Here is a 23,314-nt window from a genome sequence, read left to right on the forward strand (position 1 = left end):
CCGCCATGTAACAATTCGTTAGGATTGCGAAAAAGTGGCGAAACCTTTGACGGCCAAGTTTTTTCAGTCAGGGTTGCAAAGGAAGATTCGCTTTGCGATCGGGAACGTCGCCCGTACCGACGGTGGGAGGAAAATTTGTCACAGGAACTAGCCGCAGCAGGCGACTTTGCTTCCGTTCCCGCGCTACTTGCGCGGAACGTGAAGAAGTATGGGGATCGCCCGGCCTATCGTGAAAAAGAATTTGGCATCTGGCAGAGCTGGACATGGGCCGAGGCCGCCAAGGAAATCGAGAACCTGGCCCTTGGGCTTTTGGCGCTTGGCATTGATCGTGGCGATCATGTAGCCATCATCGGCCGCAACCGTCCCGCCCATTACTGGGCGATGATTGCCGCGCAGAAAGTCGGTGCGGTTCCGGTGCCTTTGTATCAGGACGCTGTTGCCGAAGAAATGGAATTCGTGCTGGACCATTGTGGCGCGCGGTTCGTGATCTGTGGCGATCAGGAACAGGTCGACAAGGTCATTGAGGTTCAGGAAAACGTCAAACATATCGAGCATGTGATCTACTACGACAAGCGCGGCTTGCGGAAATATGATCACAGCCACCTGCATTGGTATCGTGACATTCAGGAAGAAGGCCGCGTTGCACATTCCCGCCTTGAAGGCGAGATGGCTGCCCGCGAGGCAGAGCTGACTTACGATAGCACCTGCGTCATGCTTTACACATCGGGCACCACCGGGCGCCCGAAAGGTGTGGTTCTGTCGAACCGCAATATCGTTGAAAGCGCCAAGAACACCTCGGAATTTGACAATCTGGGTCTGAACGAAGACATTTTGGCCTATCTGCCGATGGCATGGGTAGGTGACTTCATCTTCTCGCTGGGTCAGGCGATGTGGTGCGGGTTCTGTGTGAACTGCCCCGAAAGCCCGGAAACGATGATGACGGATCTGCGCGAAATCGGGCCGACCTATTACTTCGCCCCGCCCCGCGTGTTTGAAACCCAGTTGACCAACGTGATGATCCGGATGGAAGACAGCGGCGATCTGAAATACGCGCTGTTCCACCACTTTATGGATTTCGCCAAAAAAGGCGCCGGCGAGAAATACGGAATGCCGCGCCGCAAGGTCACCACCCAGAAAAAGACCCTGGAGCAGAAACTCCGCCATGGCTTCCGCTATGCAATGGGGATTGGTTTTGCCGCCGAAACGATTGTGGAGAACGCGATCCGGTTGGGCTTTGCAAAGCTGCGGCATGGCAAAAATGCGCGCAAGCACTTCAAGGCCAAAGATCCGCTGGGTCTGAAGCTCTATAGCGGCAAGGCGTTTGAATACTTCAAATATCGTTGCGGCGATGTTCTGGTCTATGGCCCGCTGAAAGACACGCTGGGCTTTGGACGCATCCGCGTCGGATACACGGCTGGTGAAGCAATCGGCCCCGAGATTTTCGAGTTCTACCGCTCGATGGGGATCAACCTGAAACAGCTATACGGTCAGACCGAAGCCACCGTGTTCATCACCGTGCAACCCGATGGCGAGGTGCGCAACGATACCGTTGGCGTGCCCGCGCCCGGCGTTGAAATCAAACTGGCGGACAATGGCGAGATCTTCTATCGCAGCCCCGGCACGTTTGTTGAATACTACAACAACCCCGAAAGCACCGCCGACACCAAAGATCCCGAGGGTTGGGTGGCTACAGGTGACGCGGGCTTCTTTGATAAGGTGAACGGTCACCTCCGCATCATCGACCGCGCCAAAGACGTTGGCAAAATGGCCGATGGCCGTCTGTTCGCGCCGAAATATGTCGAGAACAAACTGAAGTTCTATCCCGACATTCTGGAAGCCGTGGTGTTTGGCAATGACCGTGACATGTGCACCGCGTTCATCAACATCGACCTGACGGCAGTTGGCAACTGGGCCGAACGTAACAACGTCGCCTATGGGTCCTATCAGGAACTGGCGGGCCACCCGGACGTGGTGTCGACCATTCAGGAACACGTTGAAGCCGTTAACAAATCCGTTGCTGAAGACGAGATGTTGTCGGGCTGTCAGATCCACCGCTTCCTGATCCTGCACAAGGAGCTGGATGCGGATGACGGTGAAATGACCCGGACCCGGAAGGTGCGCCGCAAGATTGTGGAAGAGAAATACGCGCCACTGATTGACGCGCTTTATGGCGGCAAGTCCGAGCAATATATCGAAACCGAGGTCACTTATGAGGATGGCCGCAAGGGCTCGATCACGGCCACCTTGGAAATCCGCGACGCGGCTGTGGTTGGCACCAAACAGGGGATGGCGGCAGAATGACGACAACAACTGACATGAACGCCGACAGCTATGTCACTGCAGATGGCCGCACGATTGGCCCGGTGGTGATGGATATGAAAAACATCACCCTGCGCTTCGGCGGTGTGGTGGCGATCAAGGACATCAGCTTTGACATTCGCGAAGGTGAAATCCGCGCGATCATCGGCCCGAACGGGGCTGGTAAATCCTCGATGCTGAACGTCATCTCGGGCTTTTATAAGCCGCAAGAAGGTGAAGTTTGGTTCCGTGGTGAAAAACGCCCGCCGATGAAGCCCTATCAGGTTGCGCGGCAAGGTTTGGCGCGGACCTTCCAGAACATCGCTTTGTTTGACGGGATGACCGTGCTGGACAACATCATGACCGGCCGTCTGAACCACATGAAGGCGAACCTGCTTCAGCAGGCGATCTGGAAAGGCAAAGCCGAGCGGGAAGAGATTGCGAACCGCGAGATTTGCGAGAAGGTCATCGACTTTCTGGAAATCCAGCACATCCGCAAAACGCCTGTTGGACGTCTGCCCTATGGCCTGAAAAAGCGGGTCGAGCTGGCGCGTGCGCTGGCTGCGCAGCCGTCGCTTCTTTTGCTGGATGAGCCGATGGCTGGCATGAACGTCGAGGAAAAAGAGGACATGTCTCGCTTCATCCTCGACATGAATGACGAATTTGGAACCACAATCGCCCTGATCGAACACGATATGGGCGTGGTCATGGATCTGTCCGACCGGGTGGTCGTGATGGATTACGGAAAAAAAATTGGGGATGGCACACCGGACGAAGTGCGCAACAACCAGGATGTGATCGACGCCTATCTTGGCGTGGCACACGATTAAGGGGGGACTTATGCCTGAACAGCTACTCTTTGCGATGGAAGTCACCCTGAACGGCCTGATGGCCGGGGTGCTTTACGCGCTGGTCGCGCTGGGGTTTGTCTTGATCTTCAAGGCCTCCGGCATCTTCAACTACGCTCAAGGTGTTATGGCGCTGTTCGCAGCACTGACGCTGGTGGGCATTCAACAAGGGCAGGTGCCTTTCGCCCATTTGATCAACGCGGTCTTTGGCACCGAGGTGCATCATTTCCCATGGCAGGTTCCATCGCTGATCGCGATTGTGCTGGCTGCGGGGGTTATGATCCTGTTCGCCTGGATCGTCGAAAAATACGTCCTGCAACACCTGATCGGACAGCCTGACATTATCCTGTTCATGGCGACCATCGGACTGGCGTATTTCATGGAAGGTTTCGGCGACATCATGTGGGGGTCAGACATCAAGAAACTTGATGTCGGTCTGCCGCAGGGTATGAACGCCACCATAGATCAGGTCACCTTCGACTGGTTCGGCTATGGGTTCTTCATTGATAATCTGGACATCGTCGCGGCGATCGTCGCCTCGCTTTTGGTGGCCGCGCTGACGATCTTCTCGCAATACTCCAAGCAGGGCCGGGCGCTGCGCGCCGTGGCGGATGATCACTCGGCGGCTCTGTCGGTTGGTATCTCGTTGCGCTTCATCTGGGTGCTGGTTTGGTCGATTGCAGGCTTCGTGGCCTTGGTCGCGGGCATCATGTGGGGCGCCAAGTCTGGCGTCCAGTTCAGCCTGTCGCTGATCGCACTGAAAGCCTTGCCGGTTTTGATGCTGGGCGGGTTTACCTCGATCCCCGGCGCCATCGTTGGCGGTCTGATCATCGGCGTGGGCGAGCAGCTGTTTGAATTCACCATCGGTCCCATGATCGGCGGCGCAACCCAGAACTGGTTCGCCTATGTGCTGGCACTTATTTTCCTGATCTTCAGGCCCCAAGGCCTGTTTGGCGAAAAAATCATCGAGAGGGTCTGATCCATGTTTTACCGCGAAGCAGGTGACTTCAAAACGTCCTACCGTGACGACAGCCAGACCTTCCCGATCCGCCTGGATCGGATGGGCTATTACATCCTGATGTTCGTGGCCTTCTTGGTGGTCCCGTTCTTCATCAACGACTATTGGGTCAACGCCGTCTTTGCGCCGTTCCTGATCTATGCGATTGCGGCGCTGGGCCTGAACATCCTGACCGGTTACGCCGGGCAGGTGTCGCTGGGCACCGGTGGCTTCATGGCTGTGGGGGCGTATGCCAGCTATAAGCTGATGACGAGCTTTCCAGAGGTCAGCATCCTTATCCACATCATACTTGCCGGCGGGATCACTGCGGTTGTGGGTGTGGCGTTTGGTTTGCCATCCTTGCGCATCAAGGGATTCTATCTGGCGGTGGCCACGCTGGCCGCACAGTTCTTCCTTGTGTGGGTCTTCAACAAGGTGCCGTGGTTTTACAACTATTCAGCATCGGGCCAGATCAACGCGCCTGAACGCTCTGTCTTCGGTGTCATCGTGACCGGCCCCAATACCGAAGCCTGGGCGAAATACATGATCTGCCTCGTGTTTGTCGTGGTGCTGGCATGGGTGGCGCGCAACCTGACGCGCGGCATGATGGGCCGCAAATGGATGGGCATCCGTGATATGGATATCGCGGCCGAGATCATCGGGGTGAACCCCCTGATGGCCAAGATGTCGGCTTTTGCGGTATCGTCCTTTTTTGTTGGCATTGCCGGAGCGCTGTTTTTCACGGTCTATCTTGGCGCGGCCGAAGCAGGCGAGGCCTTCGGGATCACCAAGTCGTTCCTGATCCTGTTCATGATCATCATCGGTGGTCTGGGATCGATCTTCGGATCATTCGCAGGCGCGGCCTTTATGGTGCTTATGCCAGTGTTTTTGAAGAACGTGCTGGTGGGGGGACTTGGCTGGCCGACCGATCTGGCCGCGCATTTCGAGTTCATGATCGTGGGCGGCCTGATTGTCGTCTTCCTGATTGTGGAACCGCACGGTCTGGCGCAACTATGGCGCCTGACGAAAGAAAAACTGCGTCTGTGGCCCTTCCCGCACTAGGGCCCGCGCAACTCATCTTATCCTCTGAACCAATGAGGAAACGGTTCAGAGGGTCAAAGCAATGTGACCCGCAACGGGCACGAAAATTTGCTAATCTAGGGAGGAAGCAAATGAAATACTCGAAACTCGCAGCAGCCAGTGTTACGGCGCTTATGGTGGCAACTCCGGTCCTTGCGGATCTGGTGTTCCCCTCGCTCAGCTACCGGACTGGTCCTTACGCCGCAGGCGGCATCCCCTATGCGGATGGCTTTGCGGATTACTTCACTCTGCTGAACGAACGTGACGGCGGCATCGGTGGCGTGATGACATCAGCCCCAGAATGTGAGACGGCTTATAACACCGAAAAAGGCGTCGAATGCTACGAAGCCACCAAAGGTCAAGGCGCGCTGGCTTATAACCCGCTGTCGACCGGCATCACCTATCAGCTGATCCCGAAAGTGACGGCAGACGACATTCCGCTTTACACGCCCGGTTATGGCCGCACGTCGGCTGCAAACGGCAAAGTGTTCAGCCACGTGTTCAACTTCCCCGCCAACTACTGGAATGCAGCCTCGCTTGCTGTGAACCACCTGAAAGAGGTTAGCGGTGGCGATCTGGCGGGCAAGAAAATCGCGCTGGTCTATCACAACTCGGCTTACGGTAAAGAACCGATCCGCACGCTGGAAGGTCTGGCTGAAAAGCACGGCTTTGAGCTTGTGACACTTCCGGTCGATCACCCCGGGCAGGAACAGAAAGCGCAATGGCTGCAAATCCGCCGCGAGCGTCCTGATTTCGTTATGATGTGGGGCTGGGGCGTGATGAACCAGGTTGCCATTCAGGAAGCTGCCAACATCCGCTTCCCGATGGAAAACTTCATCGGCGTTTGGTGGTCGGGTGGTGACCATGACGTTTCTCCCGCCGGTGACGCAGCCACGGGTTACAAGGCTGTGACCTTCCATGGTGTTGGGTCGGACTATCCGGTTTTTGCTGATATCCAAAAGCATGTTGTGGATGCAGGTAAGGCAGCCGGCAATGGCGACAACATCGGCAAGGCCCTTTACAACCGCGGTGTCTATGCCGCGATGTTGCTGGCCGAATCCGCCAAGAAGGCACAGGAAATCCATGGCACGCCGGACATCACGTCATCCATGATGCGTGACGGTATGGAAGCTCTGGAAATCACCGAAGCCCGGATGACTGAACTTGGTATGCCCGGATTTGGCCCCGAATTCACCGTCAGCTGTGAAAACCACGGTGGCCCCGGCACGGGTGCGATCCAGCAATGGGACGCAGCCGCCGGCACCTGGTCGCTGATTTCAGACTTCGGTCCGTCGGATATGGATGTGATCCAACCTTTGATCGACGAAGACTCGGCCGCTTATGCCGCCGAGAACAACATCGAAGAACGCTGCAACTAAGCCGCGTGCATGACCTTTCGTCCGGGCCGTTTGGCCCGGACGATCCCCGAACAACGAACACAGACAGGACGACCGATATGCTGGACGCCGAGAAGACTACCGAAATTGCAGGTGAGAACCTTTTGGAGGTCAACAACATCGAGGTGATCTATAATCACGTGATCCTTGTGTTGAAGGGCGTCAGCCTGCATGTGCCGAAAGGTGGCATTACAGCCATTCTGGGCGGCAACGGCGCGGGCAAGACAACCACGCTGAAAGCCATATCGAACTTGCTTCAATCCGAACGGGGCGAAGTCACCAAAGGCTCGATCCTGCACAAGAATGAAAACGTCGCCGATCTGGGCCCGTCCGAGTTGGTCAAGCGCGGCGTTATCCAGGTGATGGAAGGCCGTCGCTGCTTTGAACACCTGACCGTCGAAGAAAACCTGCTGACGGGCGCCTACACCCGCACGGACGGCAAAGGCGCGATCGCTGCTGATCTTGAGATGGTCTATGAATATTTCCCCCGCGTCCGCGAGCGCCGCAAAAGTCAGGCGGGCTATACCTCGGGCGGTGAGCAGCAGATGGTGGCGATGGGCCGCGCGCTGATGTCGCGCCCCGAGATGATCTTGTTGGACGAGCCGTCCATGGGCCTCGCCCCTCAGTTGGTCGAACAGATCTTCGAGATTGTAAAAAAAGTGAACGAAAATGAAGGCGTGACCTTCTTGTTGGCTGAACAAAACACCAACGTGGCCCTGCGCTATGCGCATTACGGCTACATTCTGGAAAACGGTCGCATTGTGATGGACGGCCCCGCCGCTGAATTGCGCGAAAACCCGGATGTGAAAGAGTTCTATCTTGGCATGTCGGATGAGGGGCGCAAGAGCTTCCGGGATGTGCGGTCCTATCGCCGCCGGAAGCGTTGGTTGGCCTGATGCACCTGAAAACTGGGCATAAATCCTCGTCGCGTTGCGCGTCGATGGCTGCTTTGCGGCCTGATTGTCGGCGGAGCCGCGTTTGGCAGCCGGTGTCAGGCGACCTTGGTGCGCAGGGCATCAAGCTCAGCCAGCGCCGCACTGCGGTCTTTTGGACTGGCCGGGCGCATCGACACGACCTGCGTACGGTCCTGTGCGGTGACGTCCGCCATTCCATAACCGACCTGACCCAGAGCGTAGCTCAGGCGCAGGCGTTTGGCGGCGCGCGATTGGCTCAGCCACGCGTCTTGCTCGACTCGCAGATGTGCGGTGTTGATCAGGAAAAACCACTTTCTGCCGGTGTCTTCCAAGGCCGCTGCCAAGGTGCCGTAAACCACGTCGACATCCCCCGAATGGCGCAACGTCAGCCCCGACAGGTCGATTTCGGCAACACGAGTTTCGGTGTCCAGCACAAGGCGCTCGGAGATGTCGGACGCATCATATTGCGCGGTCCGATCCAGCTTGCGCACCCGTTGGGACGGCAGTTGCGCCAGCCGGGCCAGCGCCGCGTCGCGGGTTGTAAACAGGTTAGGATTGAACGCGTCCGTGCCCGCCGTGCGAGCAAGCTCGGCGCGGGTAATGTCGCTGGCATCCACTTTGACGATGCCTTGGCTGTGCGCTTTGCTCAGCGCTTTGCCGCGCTGACGTTGTGCCGTCCAAGCAAAGCTGTCGACGCGCATGCCTGTGACATCCAGCAGCATGAACCATTTGTCCTCACCCGTCGCGCTGATCGCTGTGAGGATCTGATCGTAGGCTGCGTTGACGTCGGCCGAGTTGCCAAGGCGAAGGGTCGTGAAGTCGACCTCCATCACTTGGGTGGCGTGGTCGAAGCGAATGCGGTTGGTCATGTCGATCATGATGCGCGGACTCTTGCTGCGTTGCGGCAAATTATAGAACGTCGCCCCCATCGTATACAATTGCATGCAGTGCATAGCGGGGTTTCGCCTCGCTCAATGCTCAGTTCTTCTGAAAAGGGTTTCGACCATGCCTGATTATTATGACGCCCTGGAAAACCGTTCCGCAGATGCCCGCATGGCTGACATTGCAAAGGCGCTGCCCCTGCAGATCGCCCGTGCCAAGGGGCTGCAAGGTTACCGAGCCAGCTTTGCCGATGTGGATCCAGCACGCATCACAAGTGTCGAGGCGTTGGTTTCGCTGCCCGTCCTGCGCAAATCCGAGATTGGAAAGGCGCAAGCCGCCGACGGTCCTCTTGGCGGGTTCGGTGGGCTGGCAACGCATGAGTTTTCTCATATTTTTCAAAGTCCCGGCCCGATTTACGAACCGGGTGGCGTCGGGCATGACTGGTGGCGAATGGGACGGTTCCTGAACGCCTGTGGAATCGGAAAAGGCGATATCGTTCAGAACTGTTTTGGATACCACCTGACCCCGGCTGGCATGATCTTTGAAAACGGCGCGCGGGCTGTCGGCGCAGCGGTTGTCCCCGCCGGTGTGGGCCAGACCGAGCTGCAAGTGCGCGCCGCCGCAGATATCGGCACAACGGCCTATGCGGGCACGCCGGACTATCTGAAGGTCATTCTGGACCGCGCAGATGCTGATGGAGTGAAGCTGAAGATCACCAAAGCGGCCGTCGGAGGAGGGGCGTTGTTCCCCAGCCTGCGAAGCGAATATGCCGATCGTGGTATCACTTGCCAGCAAAGCTACGCCACAGCCGACCTTGGCAACATCGCGTATGAAAGTGCTGCGATGGAGGGCATGATCGTTGACGAAGGAGTGATCGTGGAAATCGTACGACCCGGCACGGGTGATCCTGTCGCACCGGGCGAAGTGGGCGAGGTTGTCGTGACGACGCTAAACCCTGACTATCCGCTGATCCGCTTTGCCACAGGTGACTTGTCGGCAGTTTTGCCGGGCACCAGCCCCTGCGGACGCACGAATATGCGCATCAAGGGATGGATGGGGCGCGCCGATCAAACCGCCAAGATCAAGGGTATGTTCGTGCGTCCTGAGCAAGTTGCGGATTTGGTCGCAAAACATGCCGACGTGACCAAGGCGCGCGTGATTGCGACCCGCGACGGCGAGATGGACGCAATGACGGTTCAGATCGAAACCGACGCAACGGACCCAGCGCCCTATGCAAAGTCGGTGGTCGAAACACTAAAGTTAAAAGCCCGGATCGAGATCGTTTCCAAGGGCAGTTTGCCGAATGACGGCAAAGTCATCGACGATCAAAGGGTCTACGACTAGAACAGGTTCCTTCCGGGAAAGGGGCTGAGGCAGCAATGCTTCAGCCCTTTTCTTTTGGCAAACCACCGAATGGAAAGAAAAAAGCCGCCCAGAAGGCGGCCATTTCTTTTTCGCTGCTGATGCGACTTAGCCTTGACGGGCTTTGAAGCGGCGTTGCGTTTTGTTGATCACGTAAACGCGGCCTTTACGGCGCACCACGCGGCAATCGCGGTGGCGGTTTTTCAGCGAGCGGAGCGAGTTGCGGACTTTCATGGTCCTTCTCCTTCAACGCGGCGCTGCGGTTGCGCCTAAGCTACATTTTGCCGTCTGACCATAGGGTCATATGGCGGTTCATGGTGGGCGATACTGGGATCGAACCAGTGACCCCTTCGATGTCAACGAAGTGCTCTACCGCTGAGCTAATCGCCCTGAATTTCATTTCAAACCAGTCAATACGACCAATCCAAAAAACGCGACGCGGGAAAACCCGCGCCTGTTCGCGGTTCTATAAAAGGAGTCGGGGTCGTGCGCAAGGGCTTTTGGTGAGAGATTTTTTCGCTTTATAAGTGGTATGGAGGAGACTGCATGTTGATACTGCCCTACGCGCTGACACTGCCCAAGATACGCGACACAAGTGTCGTGTTTGCGTCGCCTCATAGCGGGCGCCGCTATCCTTTGGCGTTCGTGAAGGGCAGCTTGTTGGATGAACGCACGATCCGCTCGTCGGAAGATGCGTTTGTCGATCAGCTCTATGCGGCCGCACCTGACCATGGCGCACCTCTTTTGGCGGCAACGACGCCACGCGCCTATGTCGATCTGAACCGCGGTGCCGAGGAATTGGACCCGGCCGTCATCAACGGATTGCGGCGGGTTGATCACAACCCACGCGTGGCGTCGGGACTGGGCGTCATTCCACGCGTTGTCGCTGGCGGCCGCGCCATTTATCGCGGCAAGATGTCGTTGGGTGACGCGCAAACGCGGCTGGCAGACCACTGGCGCCCCTATCACGCAGCGCTGCAGTCCTTGCTGCAAGACAGCACAGATGCTTTTGGCGAGGCAATCTTGATCGACTGCCATTCGATGCCGCACGAGGCCGTCACCAGTCTGTCCAAAGGGTGGGCGCAAAGTCCCGAGGTCGTTCTGGGCGACCGGTTCGGGGCCTCTGCCTCATCCGAGGTCGTCAGCCATGTTGAAGAGGCCTTCAAACGTGCCGGGTTCCGGACCTCGCGCAACACACCGTTTGCCGGGGCTTATATGGCGCAGCATTACGGGCGCCCATCGCGCAACCAACATGTGGTTCAGGTCGAAATCGACCGTGCCCTATACATGAACGAACGGTTGATCCGACCCAATCGGGATTTTCATGAAATCCAACAGCGGCTGGCCATGGTGATCAAGGAAATAGCCGCGTTCGGTCAGCAGGATCGGGCGCTCGCCGCAGAATAGCTCTAGCGGATCGAGCGTCCTTTCAAGATCACTTTGTCCCCGAAACGGGCCCGGATCGTGTCGGTGGCACGTTCCGCAGCCCTTCGTCGCGCGGCCTGAGGATCAAGCAGGTCGTTGGTCAGATCGGCATTGTCAGCAGGCCCCAGATGGCTGAGCCCGACACCGACAAGCCGAAATGGACCCTCGCCGGCAACAGTGTCAAACAATCCGCGCGCTGTGCGGTAGATCCGATCAGCGAATTGCGTCGTATCACCAAGATTGGTTTGACGGCTGAGCGCACGGAAATCGGCGCGCTTAAGCTTCAACGTCACGACGCGCCCCGCCAAGTCGCGCGCCTTGGCGCGGTCCGATACTTTCTCGGACAGGCGCCACAAGTGGCCGTCCAGGATGTCGGGGTCGGTGGTGTCCTCGAAAAACGTCGTTTCGTTCGAAATTGACTTGATCGGTGCATGGGCCGAAACGCGCCGCTTGTCTTGGCCCCGCGCCAGATGCCACAACCGGTCACCCATGCCGCCGAACCGGGCAACAAGGTCTGCCTTTTCCCAACGAAGCAGATCCGCGAAGGTTCGGATGCCTGCTTTCTCCAACGCGGCCTGACTGACGCCGCCGACGCCCCAAATCAGCCCGACGGGTTTGTCATGCAGGAATGTGGCAGTCTCAGCCTTGCCGATCACCGAAAAGCCGCGCGGCTTGTCCAGATCGGACGCGATTTTTGCCAGAAATTTATTGTGACTTAACCCGATTGAGCCCGACAGACCAATTTTGTCTTGCATCCGTTTGAGCAGCCGCGCCAGCATCACGGCAGGTGGGGCACCATGCAGTTTCTCGGTGCCGGTCATGTCCAGAAACGCCTCGTCCAACGACAGGGGCTCTATCGAAGGGGTCAGTTCATCCATCAATGCGCGGATTTGCTTGGATACCGCTGCATAGTGGCGACCGCGTGGTGGGATCACGACCGCATCCGGGCAAAGCTTCAGCGCCTGAAACATGGGCATGGCAGATCGCACACCGCGAATGCGCGCGACATAGCAGGCGGTTGATACGACCCCGCGCTTTCCGCCGCCGATAATGACAGGCTTGTCTGCCAGTTCGGGATGGTCACGCTTTTCCACCGAGGCATAAAAGGCGTCACAATCCATATGCGCTATGGTCAGGTCGAACAATTCAGGGTGCGATGTCACCCGCGGGCTACGGCAGGAAGGGCAGCGGCGACCATCATCAAAGCGGTTCAGGCAATCTCGACATAAAGCGGGCATGATGCAAAATACATCATGCGGCCGCGGGGCTCAAACACTCGTCAGTCTTGGAAAGGCAAGAATGGAGAATTTTAGCGGCACAAAGCTGGTTTTGCTTGTCGGCGGGAAGGTTGCAACCCTGCTGCGCGACGATCGGCCCGACATCCCTTGCCCGAACATGTGGGATTTCCCCGGCGGTGGTCGCGAGGGAAGCGAAAGCGCCGAAGACTGCGTGCTGCGGGAAACACAAGAAGAGCTTTCCCTTCGGTTGCGGCCCTCTGATCTGAGTTGGAAGCAGGAATTCGACAGCCCTACGGTGCCCGGCACCACGTCCTGGTGGTTTGCAGCCACGTTGCCTGCAAGTGCTTCCAGCAAGATCAAGCTTGGCAATGAAGGGCAACGCTGGACGTTGATGGCACCGAGCGATTGGCTGACGAATCCAAGCGCCATCCCGCATTTCAAGCCCCGATTGCGCGCTGCCCTGCGCGGACTTGGTCAAGATGCTGTTGTAACTGACGCAAAATGATCCCATCATCTTGCGAATTAATGCGTCGGTGAAAGGTTCCCCTCATGAATGAAATTCCAACAGATCTTGCTGGCGGAAACACAGTCCTGTTTTTGCTAGCTGCCTTCCTGATCATCGTTGTCTTCCTGGGCGTCAAGATAGTGCCGCAAAGCCAGAAATATGTCGTGGAGCGCTTTGGGCGACTGCAAGCGGTGCTGGGGCCGGGGATCAACTTCATCGTGCCATTTCTTGATCGCGTGCGTCACAAGGTGTCGATTTTGGAACGCCAGTTGCCGACCGCCAGTCAGGATGCGATCACATCCGACAACGTGTTGGTGCAGGTCGACACCAGCGTGTTCTACCGCATTCTTGAGCCTGAAAAGACGGTGTATCGAATCCGTGATGTGGACGCCGCGATTTCGACCACAGTGGCGGGGATCGTGCGCTCGGGCATTGGCGAAATGGAGCTGGACGAGGTGCAGTCAAACCGCCAGCAGCTGATCTCGAAAATCAAGCAACAGGTCGCGGATGCGGTTGATGATTGGGGGATCGAAGTTACGCGCGCTGAAATTCTTGATGTGAACCTTGATACGGCCACGCGAGAGGCGATGTTGCAGCAGCTAAACGCTGAACGCGCCCGCCGCGCACAGGTGACAGAGGCCGAAGGCACGCGACGCGCGGTCGAACTGGCCGCAGATGCAGAGCTTTATGCAGCCGAACAGGCCGCCAAGGCGCGCCGCGTCAGCGCAGATGCCGAAGCCTATGCAACCCAAGTGGTGGCAAAAGCTATTGCAGAGAACGGGCTTGAAGCAGCGCAGTATCAGGTGGCGCTGAAACAGGTCGAGGCCTTGACCGAAGTCGGCAAGGGCGATGGAAAGCAAACCATTATCCTGCCGACGCACGCGTTGGATGCGTTTGGTGATGCCTTCAAGCTGCTGAAAGGTAAGTCATAATGCTGTGGGCGACTTGGTGGGTTTGGTTGGCCGGTGCGATTGCCCTTGGCATTCTTGAAATGCTGGTCCCCGGCTTTATCTTTCTTGGCTTCGCGGTCGGCGCTGCGGTGGTTGGGGCGGTGTTGCTTTTGGGACTTGCGCCAACTCTGCCGTGGCTTCTTGTTGGCTTTGCGGCAGTGTCGCTGGTGTCTTGGTTGGCGATGCGGCGTGCTTTTGGTGTGCGTAAAGGCCAATCGAAGGTCTTCGACATCGACATCAACGATGGTTGACAGGTTTGGTGCAGGGTCTAGCTGACCGGCGCGCCAAACAAAAATGGTATTTCATTTGAAAGGGTTTCACCTTTCAAAAGCCAGCTGAGCCCAAGCGCCCAAAGCGCGACGCTTTCAGCCCAGAAGGTGAAGCTCCAATCGCTGTCCCACCTTTGACCGGACTCTGGCAAGAAGACCTTCACCACGCCGACCAAGACGACCATTGCGAGGATGGTCCACCCGAAGACTCGATAGCATTGGTTTCTGCGCTGTTTGTGCGGTCTGGGGTTCTTGACCGAACACCGCGTGAACAGCCTAAGCGACGTGATCCCCATGCAAACCAGAAACAGTCCTGCCGCTGCAAAATGGATGTTTTGCTGCGTCTGATCGTATGCTGCGGGGATAAGCCTGTCGAACAAAGCCAACGGCCGATAGCAATCTTCGGTGGCACATAAAGTGGGCACAAATGCCGTGGTAAAGACCGCTACGCCCGCAATGCTCGAGATCACGCGGTCAGAGAGCACTTCGCCGGATCGTCGTGGGTAACCTTGGTAGGCAACCAAAAACAGGCCCGTCCCTGCCGATGCTGAAACGAAGACTTCGCGCATCTCTGTGAAGAAAAAGTCCGAAACCGACCGTTGCATCGGGATGCCGAAAAGAACGACCCCTGCCAATAGGACAAAGGGTAAGGTCAAGCCGATGGCGCCGATTGCCCGACGCAGGCGCATCACCGTGGACAGGTCAGGATGTGGTCGGGTGTCAGACATGATAGCCCTTGAAGCCACGAAGGTTGACGCCGCGCTATGCGACTGTACGCCACGCAAAAAGGCGCACTTTCACCTCATGTTCTGTTCATTGGGCGCCCGGCGCAAGGGCGCAAGGGCGTGCGGCGGCTCACATTCTCAGGAGCGAACGGTGAGGTGAGGTCACCTGCGCGCAAAGGCAGGCGCGCTTTTCGGCGGCTAGGCGAGGGGGGCGTTCAGTTCCGCCAAAACGGCTTTGGCAGCGTCGCGCGGGTTGGCCGCCTGACGGATCGGACGACCCACCACGATGTGATCCACGCCGTCAGCAATGGCTTGCGCGGGCGTGGCCACCCGTTTCTGATCACCCAATGCAGCCCCCGAAGGACGAATGCCGGGGGTCACGATCAACTTGCCAGCAGCCTGCGAAAGCGCGCGGATAAGCTTGGCCTCTTGCGGTGACGCGATTACACCATCTGCGCCTGCGTCCAACGCCCGCACGGCGCGCTCCAACACCAGGTCCTGCACATCGCCCGCCTTGATTAGCGAGGCATCCAGATCGGCCCGATCCAGCGAAGTCAGGATCGTCACGGCAAGGATTTTCATGTCCTTGGCACCTTTTCCTTCCTGTGCAGCGCGCACGACGTGTGGATCGCCGTGAACCGTCAGGAAATCCAGATCGAATTGCGCCAGACCGCGCACGGCCTCTTCGACGGTGTTGCCGATGTCAAACAGCTTCATGTCGAGGAAAATCTTCTTGCCATGTTCGCTTTTCAATTCGTTGGCCAGCGCAAGCCCGCCTCCGGTCAGCATGCCCAATCCGATCTTATAAAAGCTCACCGTATCGCCAAGCTGCTCGGCAAGTTCCAATCCGGCAAGGGCATTGGGGACATCAAGGGCGACAATCAGGCGGTCATCGGACATGGAGGGCTCCTATTTTGGTTGTTCCGTCCTAACCGGGCGGGCGCTCAAACGCAATTCCCGCCAAACGGTGTGCCAAAAGGTGTTCTGCGCGACGATTTTCAAAGCCCAGAATGCCGCACCATCTTGCAATTTTCAGGCCTGTTCCCATCTTTATTCCGAGGCCCTGAAAGGGATGTGCCGCTTGTGTGGGCATCCCGTAAGTGGGCGCTTTAGAAGGAGAGTGACATGGACTTGAACAAGTTCACTGAACGGTCGCGTGGTTTCATTCAGGCCGCACAGACCATCGCGATGCGCGAAAACCATCAACGATTGGTTCCCGAGCATTTGCTGAAAGCCCTTATGGACGACGAAGAAGGGATGAGCGCCAACCTGATCCGCAAGGCAGGTGGGTCGCCTGAACGCGTGCGCGAAGCCGTCGATACGGCCATCGGTAAACTGTCGAAGGTGACGGGGGATGCTGCCCAGGTTTACATGGACAACGCCACCGCCAGCGTATTGGACGAAGCGCAGAAGCTGGCCAAGAAAGCCGGTGACAGCTTTGTGCCTGTCGAACGGCTTCTGACCGCTTTGGCCGTTATCAAATCCAAAGCGCGTGACGCGTTGGATGCGGGTGCCGTGGACGCCAAGAAGCTTAACGCTGCGATCAATGATGTGCGTCAGGGCCGAACGGCCGACAGCGCCAGTGCCGAAGACAGCTATGAAGCGCTGTCGAAATACGCAATGGACCTGACCAAAGCTGCCGAAGAGGGCAAAATCGACCCGATAATTGGCCGTGACGAAGAAATTCGCCGCACGATGCAGGTTCTAAGTCGCCGCACCAAGAACAACCCGGTTTTGATCGGGGAACCCGGTGTTGGTAAAACCGCGATTGCCGAAGGCCTTGCCTTGCGCATCATCAATGGTGATGTGCCCGAAAGCCTGCGTAACAAGAAGCTGTTGGCGCTGGATATGGGCGCGTTGATCGCCGGTGCGAAATACCGTGGTGAATTCGAAGAGCGGCTAAAGGCCGTGCTGAACGAAGTCACAAGCGCTGCGGGCGAAATCATCCTGTTCATTGACGAAATGCACACGCTTGTCGGTGCAGGTAAATCCGACGGTGCGATGGATGCGGCCAACCTGATCAAACCGGCTCTGGCGCGTGGAGAACTGCACTGTATTGGTGCCACGACGCTGAATGAATACCGTAAATACGTTGAAAAAGACGCGGCCTTGGCCCGTCGGTTCCAGCCTGTGATGGTCGAAGAGCCGACCGTCGAAGACACGGTTTCGATCCTGCGCGGTATCAAGGAGAAATACGAACTGCACCACGGTGTGCGTATTTCCGACAGCGCGTTGGTTTCGGCGGCCACGTTGAGCCATCGCTATATCACCGACCGGTTCTTGCCGGACAAGGCGATCGACCTTGTGGATGAGGCTGCCAGCCGCCTGCGGATGGAAGTGGATTCGAAACCCGAAGAGCTGGACGCGCTTGACCGCCAGATCCTGCAAATGCAGATCGAAGCCGAAGCGCTGCGCGTTGAGGATGACAAGGCATCGAAGGACCGGCTTGAAAAGCTTAAGGCTGAACTGTCCGACTTGCAGGAAAAGTCCAGCTCGATGACCGCCAAGTGGCTGGCCGAGCGGGACAAGCTGGAAGGTGCCCGCGACCTGAAAGAGCAATTGGACCGCGCCCGCGCCGAATTGGATTCGGCCAAGCGGGAAGGTAACCTGGCCAAGGCTGGCGAGCTGTCCTATGGCGTTATCCCCGGGCTTGAGAAAAAGCTGCAAGAGGCTGAAACTGCCGAGGCCGACATGATGGTCGAAGAAGCTGTGCGGCCCGAACAGATTGCAAGCGTGGTCGAGCGTTGGACAGGTATTCCCACCTCGAAAATGCTGGAAGGCGAGCGTGAGAAGCTTCTGCGGATGGAAGACGAGCTGCACAAGCGGGTCATCGGTCAGTCCACGGCAGTGAAAGCGGTTTCGAACGCGGTGCGCCGTGCGCGTGCCGGGCTGCACGACGAGAATCGCCCGCTTGGGTCGTTCCTGTTCCTTGGGCCGACCGGCGTGGGTAAGACCGAGCTGACCAAGGCATTGGCCGAGTATCTCTTTGACGACGACAACGCGATGGTTCGCGTGGACATGTCCGAGTTTATGGAGAAACACGCGGTTGCCCGTCTGATCGGCGCACCTCCGGGCTATGTCGGGTATGACGAAGGTGGTGTGCTGACCGAAGCTGTGCGGCGTCGGCCCTATCAGGTCGTGCTGTTTGACGAGGTTGAGAAAGCGCACCCAGACGTGTTCAACGTGCTGTTGCAGGTTTTGGACGACGGGGTGCTGACCGATGGTCAGGGACGCACAGTCGACTTCAAACAGACGCTGATCATTCTGACGTCAAACCTTGGTGCCCAGGCGCTGAGCCAGCTGCCGGATGGGGCGGATGCTTCGGACGCCAAACGCGACGTGATGGACGCGGTGCGGGCCCATTTCCGTCCCGAGTTCCTGAACCGTCTGGACGAAACGATCATCTTCGATCGCCTCAGCCGCGGTGATATGGATGGCATCGTGCTGATCCAGTTGGAGCGTCTTGCCAAACGGCTAGGCCGTCGAAACATCGGCCTTGAACTGGATGATAGCGCACGTAAATGGTTGGCCGATGAAGGCTATGACCCGGTGTTCGGTGCACGGCCCCTGAAGCGTGTCATTCAACGCGCGCTTCAAGATCAGCTGGCCGAGATGCTGCTGGCCGGTGATGTCATGGACGGTGATAAAATTTCGATCACCGCAGGTGCGGACGGGTTGATCATTGGCGATCGGGTTGCGCATTCGAACCGCCAACCGCCCGAAGACGCTGTCGTCCACTGACACGGCACCACAGCGCCCTGAAACGAGTTGCCCCGCCGGAACGAACCGGCGGGGCATTTCATTTCGTGAGTGGTGGGTGTGAGGGGGGAAGCCTCACATCTCGGACGGGATCAATCCGGCTTCTTGTGCAGCTGCGACTTCGTCCGCGCTCAGCGTGCCACTGGCATCTGCATCAGCTTCCGAAAAAGCTTCGGCGGTGACATCTGCATAGACTGCAACCAGCTCTTCCATCGTCACCTCGCCATCTTCGTTGGCGTCCAGCGAAGTTTGAGCCATCAGCGCGCTGCTGCCTGCGATAAGAAGAATGCCTGCGAGAGAAGTGGTTTTCATTGGATATGCTCCATCAGTTGTTAAACGCACCCGTTCAATGAGTGCGAGGTCATATGGTCATGTCCCAATTGCGACCACATCCGAATACTGCGCAACGGCTCTTCTTAGGCGCTGAATCGCAAAAAGCAGGTCTACCCACAGGCGAAAAGCCGCAAAGGTATCGGGCGGCCTTGTCGGGCGGCGGAACAGTTCCGATTCTAAAGGCAGGAATTGGCGAATGCGCGCTCATAAAGCGTCAGTTTGATGCATGTGCGGTAAAGCGCCGGTGCGTTCTGTCGCGATTCTTTTCGGTCGGCGCGGCCCGAACAACGCCATCAGACACAGAAAAGCGGCATGAGTCGCTTCCCGTTCCGATCCGGGACAGTACACTTGCATCGAATCACAGGAGAATTCGATGCAATCCATGTACTGGGCAATTGAGCTGTTGGCGCAGGTTCTTATTTTTCTTGTTGGGGCGTTCCTTGCTGTCGTGGTGGTTCTTTACCTGATCGACAGGTTTCAGACCCATGACGCCATCCGCCGCAACTTTCCGGTCATCGGGCGGTTCCGGTCGCTTTTCTCAAACTTGGGCGAATTTTTCCGGCAGTATTTCTTTGCGATGGACCGCGAAGAGCTGCCGTTCAACCGTGCGCAACGTGACTGGGTCGAACGGGCAGCCGTGGGTCGCGGCAACACGGTTGCGTTCGGATCGACGCGCAACCTTGGAATTCCCGGCACACCGATATTCGTGAACGCGGCCTTTCCGCCTTTGGGCAATCAATACAGCCAGACCGCACCGATGATCATCGGCCCCACGGCACGCGAACCATACGAGGCGAAGTCGATCTTCAATTTGTCGGGGATGAGTTTCGGCGCCTTGTCACGCCCCGCCGTCGAGGCCCTGTCGATGGGTGCTGCGCGGGCCGGGATCTGGATGAACACCGGCGAAGGTGGGCTGTCGGTCTATCACCTCAAGGGTGGCGGTGATCTTGTTTTTCAGATCGGCACCGCAAAGTATGGCGTGCGCGATCTGGAAGGCAATCTGTCGGACGAGAAGCTGCGCGAAATCGCTGCGCACCCTGAAGTGAAGATGTTTGAGTTGAAGCTCGCTCAAGGGGCCAAACCCGGCAAGGGCGGGATCCTGCCCGCAACGAAAGTATCGGCAGAGATTGCAGCGATCCGGGGCATCCCGGAAGGTGTCGCCTCGATCTCTCCGAACCGGCACCCGGAGATTGAAGATTGGGATGATCTGCTGGATATGGTGGCCCATATCCGCGACGTGACTGGCAAGCCGGTGGGCTGCAAGACCGTCGTTGGTGCGATCGAGCCCTTTGCAGAGCTTTTTGTCCGGATTGCAGAACGCGGACCCGAGGCCGCGCCGGATTTCATCACCATTGATGGTGGGGAAGGTGGCACAGGTGCCGCGCCCATGCCGTTGATCGACCTCGTCGGCATGCCAATTCGTGAAGCGCTTCCCTTGATCTGTGACCTCAGGGACAGCCACGGGCTGCATGATCGCATTCGCCTTATCGCGTCGGGCAAGCTGATCAATCCGAGCGACGTGGCCTGGGCCATCTGCGCTGGCGCTGATTTCGTCACCTCGGCGCGTGGCTTCATGTTCTCGTTGGGCTGCATCCAGGCAATGAAATGCAACCGGAACACCTGCCCGACGGGGATCACGACACATGACCCACGATTGCAAAAGGGCCTTGTGCCTGAAGACAAGTTCGACAAGGTCGCGCGATATGCCAAGGGTGTCATTCACGAGGTTGAGACCATCGCACATTCGGTCGGTGTGGCAGAGCCGCGCCAAATGCGCCGCCGCCATGTTCGTTTGGTGCAAGACAGCGGTCGTTCGGTCCCAATGAGCGAGATATACCCCCCATCGCCGCCGCCAAGTTGAGGCTTTGTTACAATACGCTGGCGCGGACGTGAGCCGATGTGCTTTGGCTTTGCGTCTCGCCTGCCTTACGTCATGTATAGACGATAAGAAGAGGTGCGCCTGATGGCTTACAAGAATGTGCTGAAATACTCTGATGTGACGCCGCGAGCGGACTATATGAACCGCCGTCAACTGATGGGTGGCGCCGCTGGCCTTGCGGCTGGCATGGCGCTTGGCCCCGCCTTTGGGGCATCCGGATTTTCGGTGGATGAAAAACCGAACACGATGGAAGAAATCTCCTCCTACAACAACTTTTACGAATTTGGCACGGCCAAGGGTGATCCCGCCAAGAACGCACATATGTTGACCACGGACCCTTGGTCGGTGGAAATCGACGGCATGGTGGACCGACCGGGGTCCTATGGGCTTGAGGACATTTTGAAGAATGTCACGCTTGAAGAACGGATCTACCGCTTTCGCTGTGTTGAAACCTGGTCGATGGTTGTGCCGTGGGTTGGGTTCGAGCTGAACCAGTTGCTTGCTCTGGCCGGCGTACAGAGCTCCGCCAAGTATGTGGCCTTCCAAACGCTGCTGCGGCCCGAAGAAATGCCGGGGCAAAGGACCCGCAGTCTTGAATGGCCCTATCGTGAAGGCTTGCGGTTGGACGAAGCGATGCATCCACTGACCATCATGGCGACGGGCATCTATGACGACCCCCTTCCGAAACAGAACGGTGCGCCCCTGCGGCTCGTTGTGCCGTGGAAGTATGGCTATAAGTCGATTAAGTCGATTGTGCGCGTGACACTGACAGATAAAGAACCGCAAACCACCTGGAACATGCTGCAACCGCGCGAATACGGCTTCTATTCCAACGTAAACCCCGAAGTCAGCCACCCGCGTTGGTCACAAGCCTACGAAAAACCGATCGGCGGCGGGTTGTTGGCGCGCCGGAAAGAAACGCTGATGTTCAATGGGTATGAGGATCAAGTTGCCAGCCTTTATGACGGAATGGATCTGGTGGCGAACCACTGATGACTGTGGTTGATCGGATCAATGGCGGTCTGCGCAAGATTCCGGTCTGGACCGTCTATACCATTGGTGCATTGTGGCCCGCCTGGCTGTTCTATCTTGCCGCGACAGGGGCCATGGGCGTCGAACCGATCGAAGCGTTGGAGCATGCGCTCGGCGAGTTGGGGCTTCAGGCGCTGATCCTCGGATTGTTGATCACACCCTTGCGCGCCGTGACCGGTATCAACCTGATCAGGCTGCGTCGTGCCATTGGTGTGCTGACCTTCTATTTCATATCCACGCATCTGCTGGTGTGGCTGGTGCTTGATGTGCAGATCCTGTCCGAGGTTTGGAAAGACATTCTGAAACGCCCCTATATCACGGTCGGCATGGCAGCGTTCCTTCTGATGACTCCGCTTGCAATCACTTCGAACAATTGGTCGCTGCGCAAGTTTGGGCCATCGTGGCGCAAGCTTCACCGTTTGGTCTATCCAACCGCCATTCTGGGGTGTGTTCACTACATTATGGTCGGTAAGACGTGGGAGCTGGAGCCGCTTGTGTATCTCGCGGTTGTTCTGACGCTGCTTGGCTGGCGCGTCCTTCAGGCCCGCAAGAAAAGCAAAGCCCGCCTTCAATCGAGCGCGCGGGCATCTCGTGTCACGTCATAGGTGCGCTTTTTCGGTTAATAGCCAGAGCACACACTGAGTTGAGTCAGATCAAGAGCCGCATTTTGAGCAATTCTCTGGCGTAGACAGGGTGCCGCTAGGGCAGTCAGAATTGGACACAAATAAAATTGCGCGCAGGCTTGAATTTCTTGCTGTTCATTGCTGCAACTTACCAAAAATAAAGAAAAAATCAGAAATTTGCAAAAAGATGCCATTTTCGGAAAAAAGGGGTTGCGACTCTTTTGAGTTGGGCCTAGAACCCCCTTCACCGGCGGCGCTGATGGCGCGGTTGGGTCGCGGGATGGTTTGTTGCTGAAGCAGCGGGTGCGGAACGCGGTATAATTTTTGAGGTTGATGACGCGGGTTGCGCCAGTTAAGTACGGCGCTTCCGGTTGATTTTGTCTCGGGGCTTTTTGCTCCACGCTCTTTGACATTGATGGTATCTGAAGAGATATGTGGGCGGTTTGGTTCATTTCGATGAACAAACAACTGCGCATATTATCAACTACCTAGGGGTCTTTCGGGATCTCGATGATGGATAGTCAGCTTCACTGTTTGGACGGCTTTTGTTTACTTTGGTAAGCTGAAGCACAACAAACAGAGACTTATTCAAGTTTTCAGTAAGGCTTGGATATGAATAGTTCCGACCAGCCGGTCGGGACGATATGTGCAGAGGTTCGAACGTCAAGGACAAGCAAGCAATTGCTTTTCAACTTGAGAGTTTGATCCTGGCTCAGAACGAACGCTGGCGGCAGGCCTAACACATGCAAGTCGAGCGCGCCCTTCGGGGTGAGCGGCGGACGGGTTAGTAACGCGTGG

At 57.4% G+C, this 23,314-nt stretch carries 22 protein-coding genes, 1 tRNA gene and 1 rRNA gene (1 of these 24 only partly in view); 16 read left to right on the top strand and 8 right to left on the bottom strand.

All coding sequences use genetic code 11. From position 1 onward, the window contains the following. Positions 1 to 135 precede the first annotated feature (135 nt). The 6 genes from ACXYMP_RS03175 to ACXYMP_RS03200 all read left to right on the top strand — a co-directional run bounded on the left by ACXYMP_RS03175 (position 136) and on the right by ACXYMP_RS03200 (position 7,516). A complete protein-coding gene (locus tag ACXYMP_RS03175; protein ID WP_298567517.1) occupies positions 136 to 2,301 on the top strand; it encodes an AMP-binding protein in 2,166 nt (721 codons plus the stop codon). Further along, positions 2,298 to 3,128, top strand: a complete 831-nt coding sequence (locus ACXYMP_RS03180) for an ABC transporter ATP-binding protein (RefSeq protein ID WP_458904304.1) — start codon at positions 2,298 to 2,300, stop codon at positions 3,126 to 3,128. The genes ACXYMP_RS03175 and ACXYMP_RS03180 overlap by 4 nt, the downstream gene beginning before the upstream one ends. 10 nt (positions 3,129 to 3,138) lie before the next feature. Beyond that, positions 3,139 to 4,125 (top strand): branched-chain amino acid ABC transporter permease, encoded by a 987-nt coding sequence (locus tag ACXYMP_RS03185; RefSeq protein ID WP_248364882.1) that lies wholly within the window; start codon positions 3,139 to 3,141, stop codon positions 4,123 to 4,125. A 3-nt stretch (positions 4,126 to 4,128) separates the two neighbouring features. Beyond that, on the top strand, positions 4,129 to 5,205 hold the full coding sequence (locus ACXYMP_RS03190; protein WP_248364883.1) for a branched-chain amino acid ABC transporter permease: 1,077 nt from the start codon (positions 4,129 to 4,131) through the stop codon (positions 5,203 to 5,205). A gap of 110 nt (positions 5,206 to 5,315) precedes the next feature. Further along, positions 5,316 to 6,602 (top strand): ABC transporter substrate-binding protein, encoded by a 1,287-nt coding sequence (locus ACXYMP_RS03195; protein WP_248364884.1) that lies wholly within the window; start codon positions 5,316 to 5,318, stop codon positions 6,600 to 6,602. Positions 6,603 to 6,679: 77 nt separating this feature from the next. Then, a complete protein-coding gene (locus ACXYMP_RS03200; RefSeq protein ID WP_298567526.1) occupies positions 6,680 to 7,516 on the top strand; it encodes an ABC transporter ATP-binding protein in 837 nt (278 codons plus the stop codon). 95 nt (positions 7,517 to 7,611) lie between these two features. On the opposite strand, the gene ACXYMP_RS03205 is transcribed toward ACXYMP_RS03200, so the two are convergent. Beyond that, on the bottom strand, positions 7,612 to 8,478 hold the full coding sequence (locus ACXYMP_RS03205; protein ID WP_458904308.1) for a hypothetical protein: 867 nt from the start codon (positions 8,476 to 8,478) through the stop codon (positions 7,612 to 7,614). Positions 8,479 to 8,539: 61 nt separating this feature from the next. Between ACXYMP_RS03205 and ACXYMP_RS03210 the strand changes: the two genes are divergently transcribed. Next, positions 8,540 to 9,760 carry a phenylacetate--CoA ligase family protein gene (locus ACXYMP_RS03210; RefSeq protein ID WP_458904310.1) on the top strand — a complete coding sequence of 407 codons (1,221 nt, stop codon included), beginning with the start codon at positions 8,540 to 8,542 and terminating at the stop codon, positions 9,758 to 9,760. Between the two features lie 126 nt (positions 9,761 to 9,886). Here the strand turns inward: ACXYMP_RS03210 and ykgO are convergent, their stop codons facing one another. Both ykgO and ACXYMP_RS03220 read right to left on the bottom strand, forming a co-directional pair. Continuing rightward, the gene (gene ykgO, locus ACXYMP_RS03215; protein ID WP_005850168.1) at positions 9,887 to 10,012 is read right to left on the bottom strand and encodes a type B 50S ribosomal protein L36; all 126 of its coding nucleotides are present in this window, start codon (positions 10,010 to 10,012) and stop codon (positions 9,887 to 9,889) included. Positions 10,013 to 10,093: 81 nt separating this feature from the next. Then, positions 10,094 to 10,168, bottom strand: a tRNA-Val gene (locus ACXYMP_RS03220). Between the two features lie 156 nt (positions 10,169 to 10,324). Between ACXYMP_RS03220 and ACXYMP_RS03225 the strand changes: the two genes are divergently transcribed. After that, a complete protein-coding gene (locus tag ACXYMP_RS03225) occupies positions 10,325 to 11,185 on the top strand; it encodes an N-formylglutamate amidohydrolase (protein WP_458904318.1) in 861 nt (286 codons plus the stop codon). A 2-nt stretch (positions 11,186 to 11,187) separates the two neighbouring features. Here ACXYMP_RS03225 and ACXYMP_RS03230 read toward each other — a convergent pair whose 3' ends face one another. Further along, positions 11,188 to 12,441 carry a DNA polymerase IV gene (locus ACXYMP_RS03230; RefSeq protein ID WP_458904320.1) on the bottom strand — a complete coding sequence of 418 codons (1,254 nt, stop codon included), beginning with the start codon at positions 12,439 to 12,441 and terminating at the stop codon, positions 11,188 to 11,190. Between the two features lie 61 nt (positions 12,442 to 12,502). On the opposite strand from ACXYMP_RS03230, the gene ACXYMP_RS03235 reads away from it, so the two are divergent. The 3 genes from ACXYMP_RS03235 to ACXYMP_RS03245 are packed head-to-tail and all read left to right on the top strand — an operon-like array spanning position 12,503 to position 14,147. Next, positions 12,503 to 12,946: an NUDIX hydrolase gene (locus tag ACXYMP_RS03235; RefSeq protein ID WP_458904322.1), complete on the top strand. Its 444-nt coding sequence runs from the start codon at positions 12,503 to 12,505 to the stop codon at positions 12,944 to 12,946. Positions 12,947 to 12,990: 44 nt separating this feature from the next. Continuing rightward, positions 12,991 to 13,878 (top strand): SPFH domain-containing protein, encoded by an 888-nt coding sequence (locus tag ACXYMP_RS03240; protein ID WP_298567537.1) that lies wholly within the window; start codon positions 12,991 to 12,993, stop codon positions 13,876 to 13,878. After that, complete coding sequence (locus ACXYMP_RS03245) at positions 13,878 to 14,147, top strand: NfeD family protein (RefSeq protein WP_298567539.1); 270 nt, start codon at positions 13,878 to 13,880, stop codon at positions 14,145 to 14,147. The genes ACXYMP_RS03240 and ACXYMP_RS03245 overlap by 1 nt, the downstream gene beginning before the upstream one ends. 17 nt (positions 14,148 to 14,164) lie before the next feature. Here the strand turns inward: ACXYMP_RS03245 and ACXYMP_RS03250 are convergent, their stop codons facing one another. Together ACXYMP_RS03250 and pyrF are read right to left on the bottom strand one after the other, a co-directional pair. Then, the gene (locus ACXYMP_RS03250) at positions 14,165 to 14,893 is read right to left on the bottom strand and encodes a hypothetical protein (protein ID WP_458904325.1); all 729 of its coding nucleotides are present in this window, start codon (positions 14,891 to 14,893) and stop codon (positions 14,165 to 14,167) included. Positions 14,894 to 15,088: 195 nt separating this feature from the next. Further along, complete coding sequence (pyrF, locus tag ACXYMP_RS03255; protein ID WP_298567543.1) at positions 15,089 to 15,790, bottom strand: orotidine-5'-phosphate decarboxylase; 702 nt, start codon at positions 15,788 to 15,790, stop codon at positions 15,089 to 15,091. 225 nt (positions 15,791 to 16,015) lie between these two features. On the opposite strand from pyrF, the gene clpB reads away from it, so the two are divergent. Beyond that, positions 16,016 to 18,631 (top strand): ATP-dependent chaperone ClpB, encoded by a 2,616-nt coding sequence (gene clpB / locus ACXYMP_RS03260; RefSeq protein ID WP_458904327.1) that lies wholly within the window; start codon positions 16,016 to 16,018, stop codon positions 18,629 to 18,631. Between the two features lie 93 nt (positions 18,632 to 18,724). On the opposite strand, the gene ACXYMP_RS03265 is transcribed toward clpB, so the two are convergent. Beyond that, positions 18,725 to 18,961, bottom strand: a complete 237-nt coding sequence (locus tag ACXYMP_RS03265; protein WP_298567546.1) for an EF-hand domain-containing protein — start codon at positions 18,959 to 18,961, stop codon at positions 18,725 to 18,727. A gap of 394 nt (positions 18,962 to 19,355) precedes the next feature. Here ACXYMP_RS03265 and ACXYMP_RS03270 point away from each other — a divergent pair, with 394 nt between their 5' ends. From ACXYMP_RS03270 to msrQ, 3 genes are all read left to right on the top strand, one after another. Then, a complete protein-coding gene (locus ACXYMP_RS03270; RefSeq protein WP_458904330.1) occupies positions 19,356 to 20,843 on the top strand; it encodes an FMN-binding glutamate synthase family protein in 1,488 nt (495 codons plus the stop codon). Positions 20,844 to 20,945: 102 nt separating this feature from the next. Continuing rightward, entirely contained in the window at positions 20,946 to 21,854 is a 909-nt protein-coding gene (msrP, locus tag ACXYMP_RS03275) for a protein-methionine-sulfoxide reductase catalytic subunit MsrP (RefSeq protein ID WP_458904332.1), read from the top strand. Continuing rightward, the gene (gene msrQ, locus ACXYMP_RS03280) at positions 21,854 to 22,498 is read left to right on the top strand and encodes a protein-methionine-sulfoxide reductase heme-binding subunit MsrQ (RefSeq protein WP_458904334.1); all 645 of its coding nucleotides are present in this window, start codon (positions 21,854 to 21,856) and stop codon (positions 22,496 to 22,498) included. The genes msrP and msrQ overlap by 1 nt, the downstream gene beginning before the upstream one ends. Before the next feature lie 153 nt (positions 22,499 to 22,651). On the opposite strand, the gene ACXYMP_RS03285 is transcribed toward msrQ, so the two are convergent. Continuing rightward, entirely contained in the window at positions 22,652 to 22,984 is a 333-nt protein-coding gene (locus ACXYMP_RS03285; RefSeq protein WP_458904336.1) for a hypothetical protein, read from the bottom strand. A gap of 221 nt (positions 22,985 to 23,205) precedes the next feature. Between ACXYMP_RS03285 and ACXYMP_RS03290 the strand changes: the two genes are divergently transcribed. Continuing rightward, a 16S ribosomal RNA gene (locus ACXYMP_RS03290) occupies positions 23,206 to 23,314 on the top strand (it continues 1,360 nt past the right edge of the window).

This window comes from Aliiroseovarius sp. CAU 1755 (assembly GCF_054482655.1).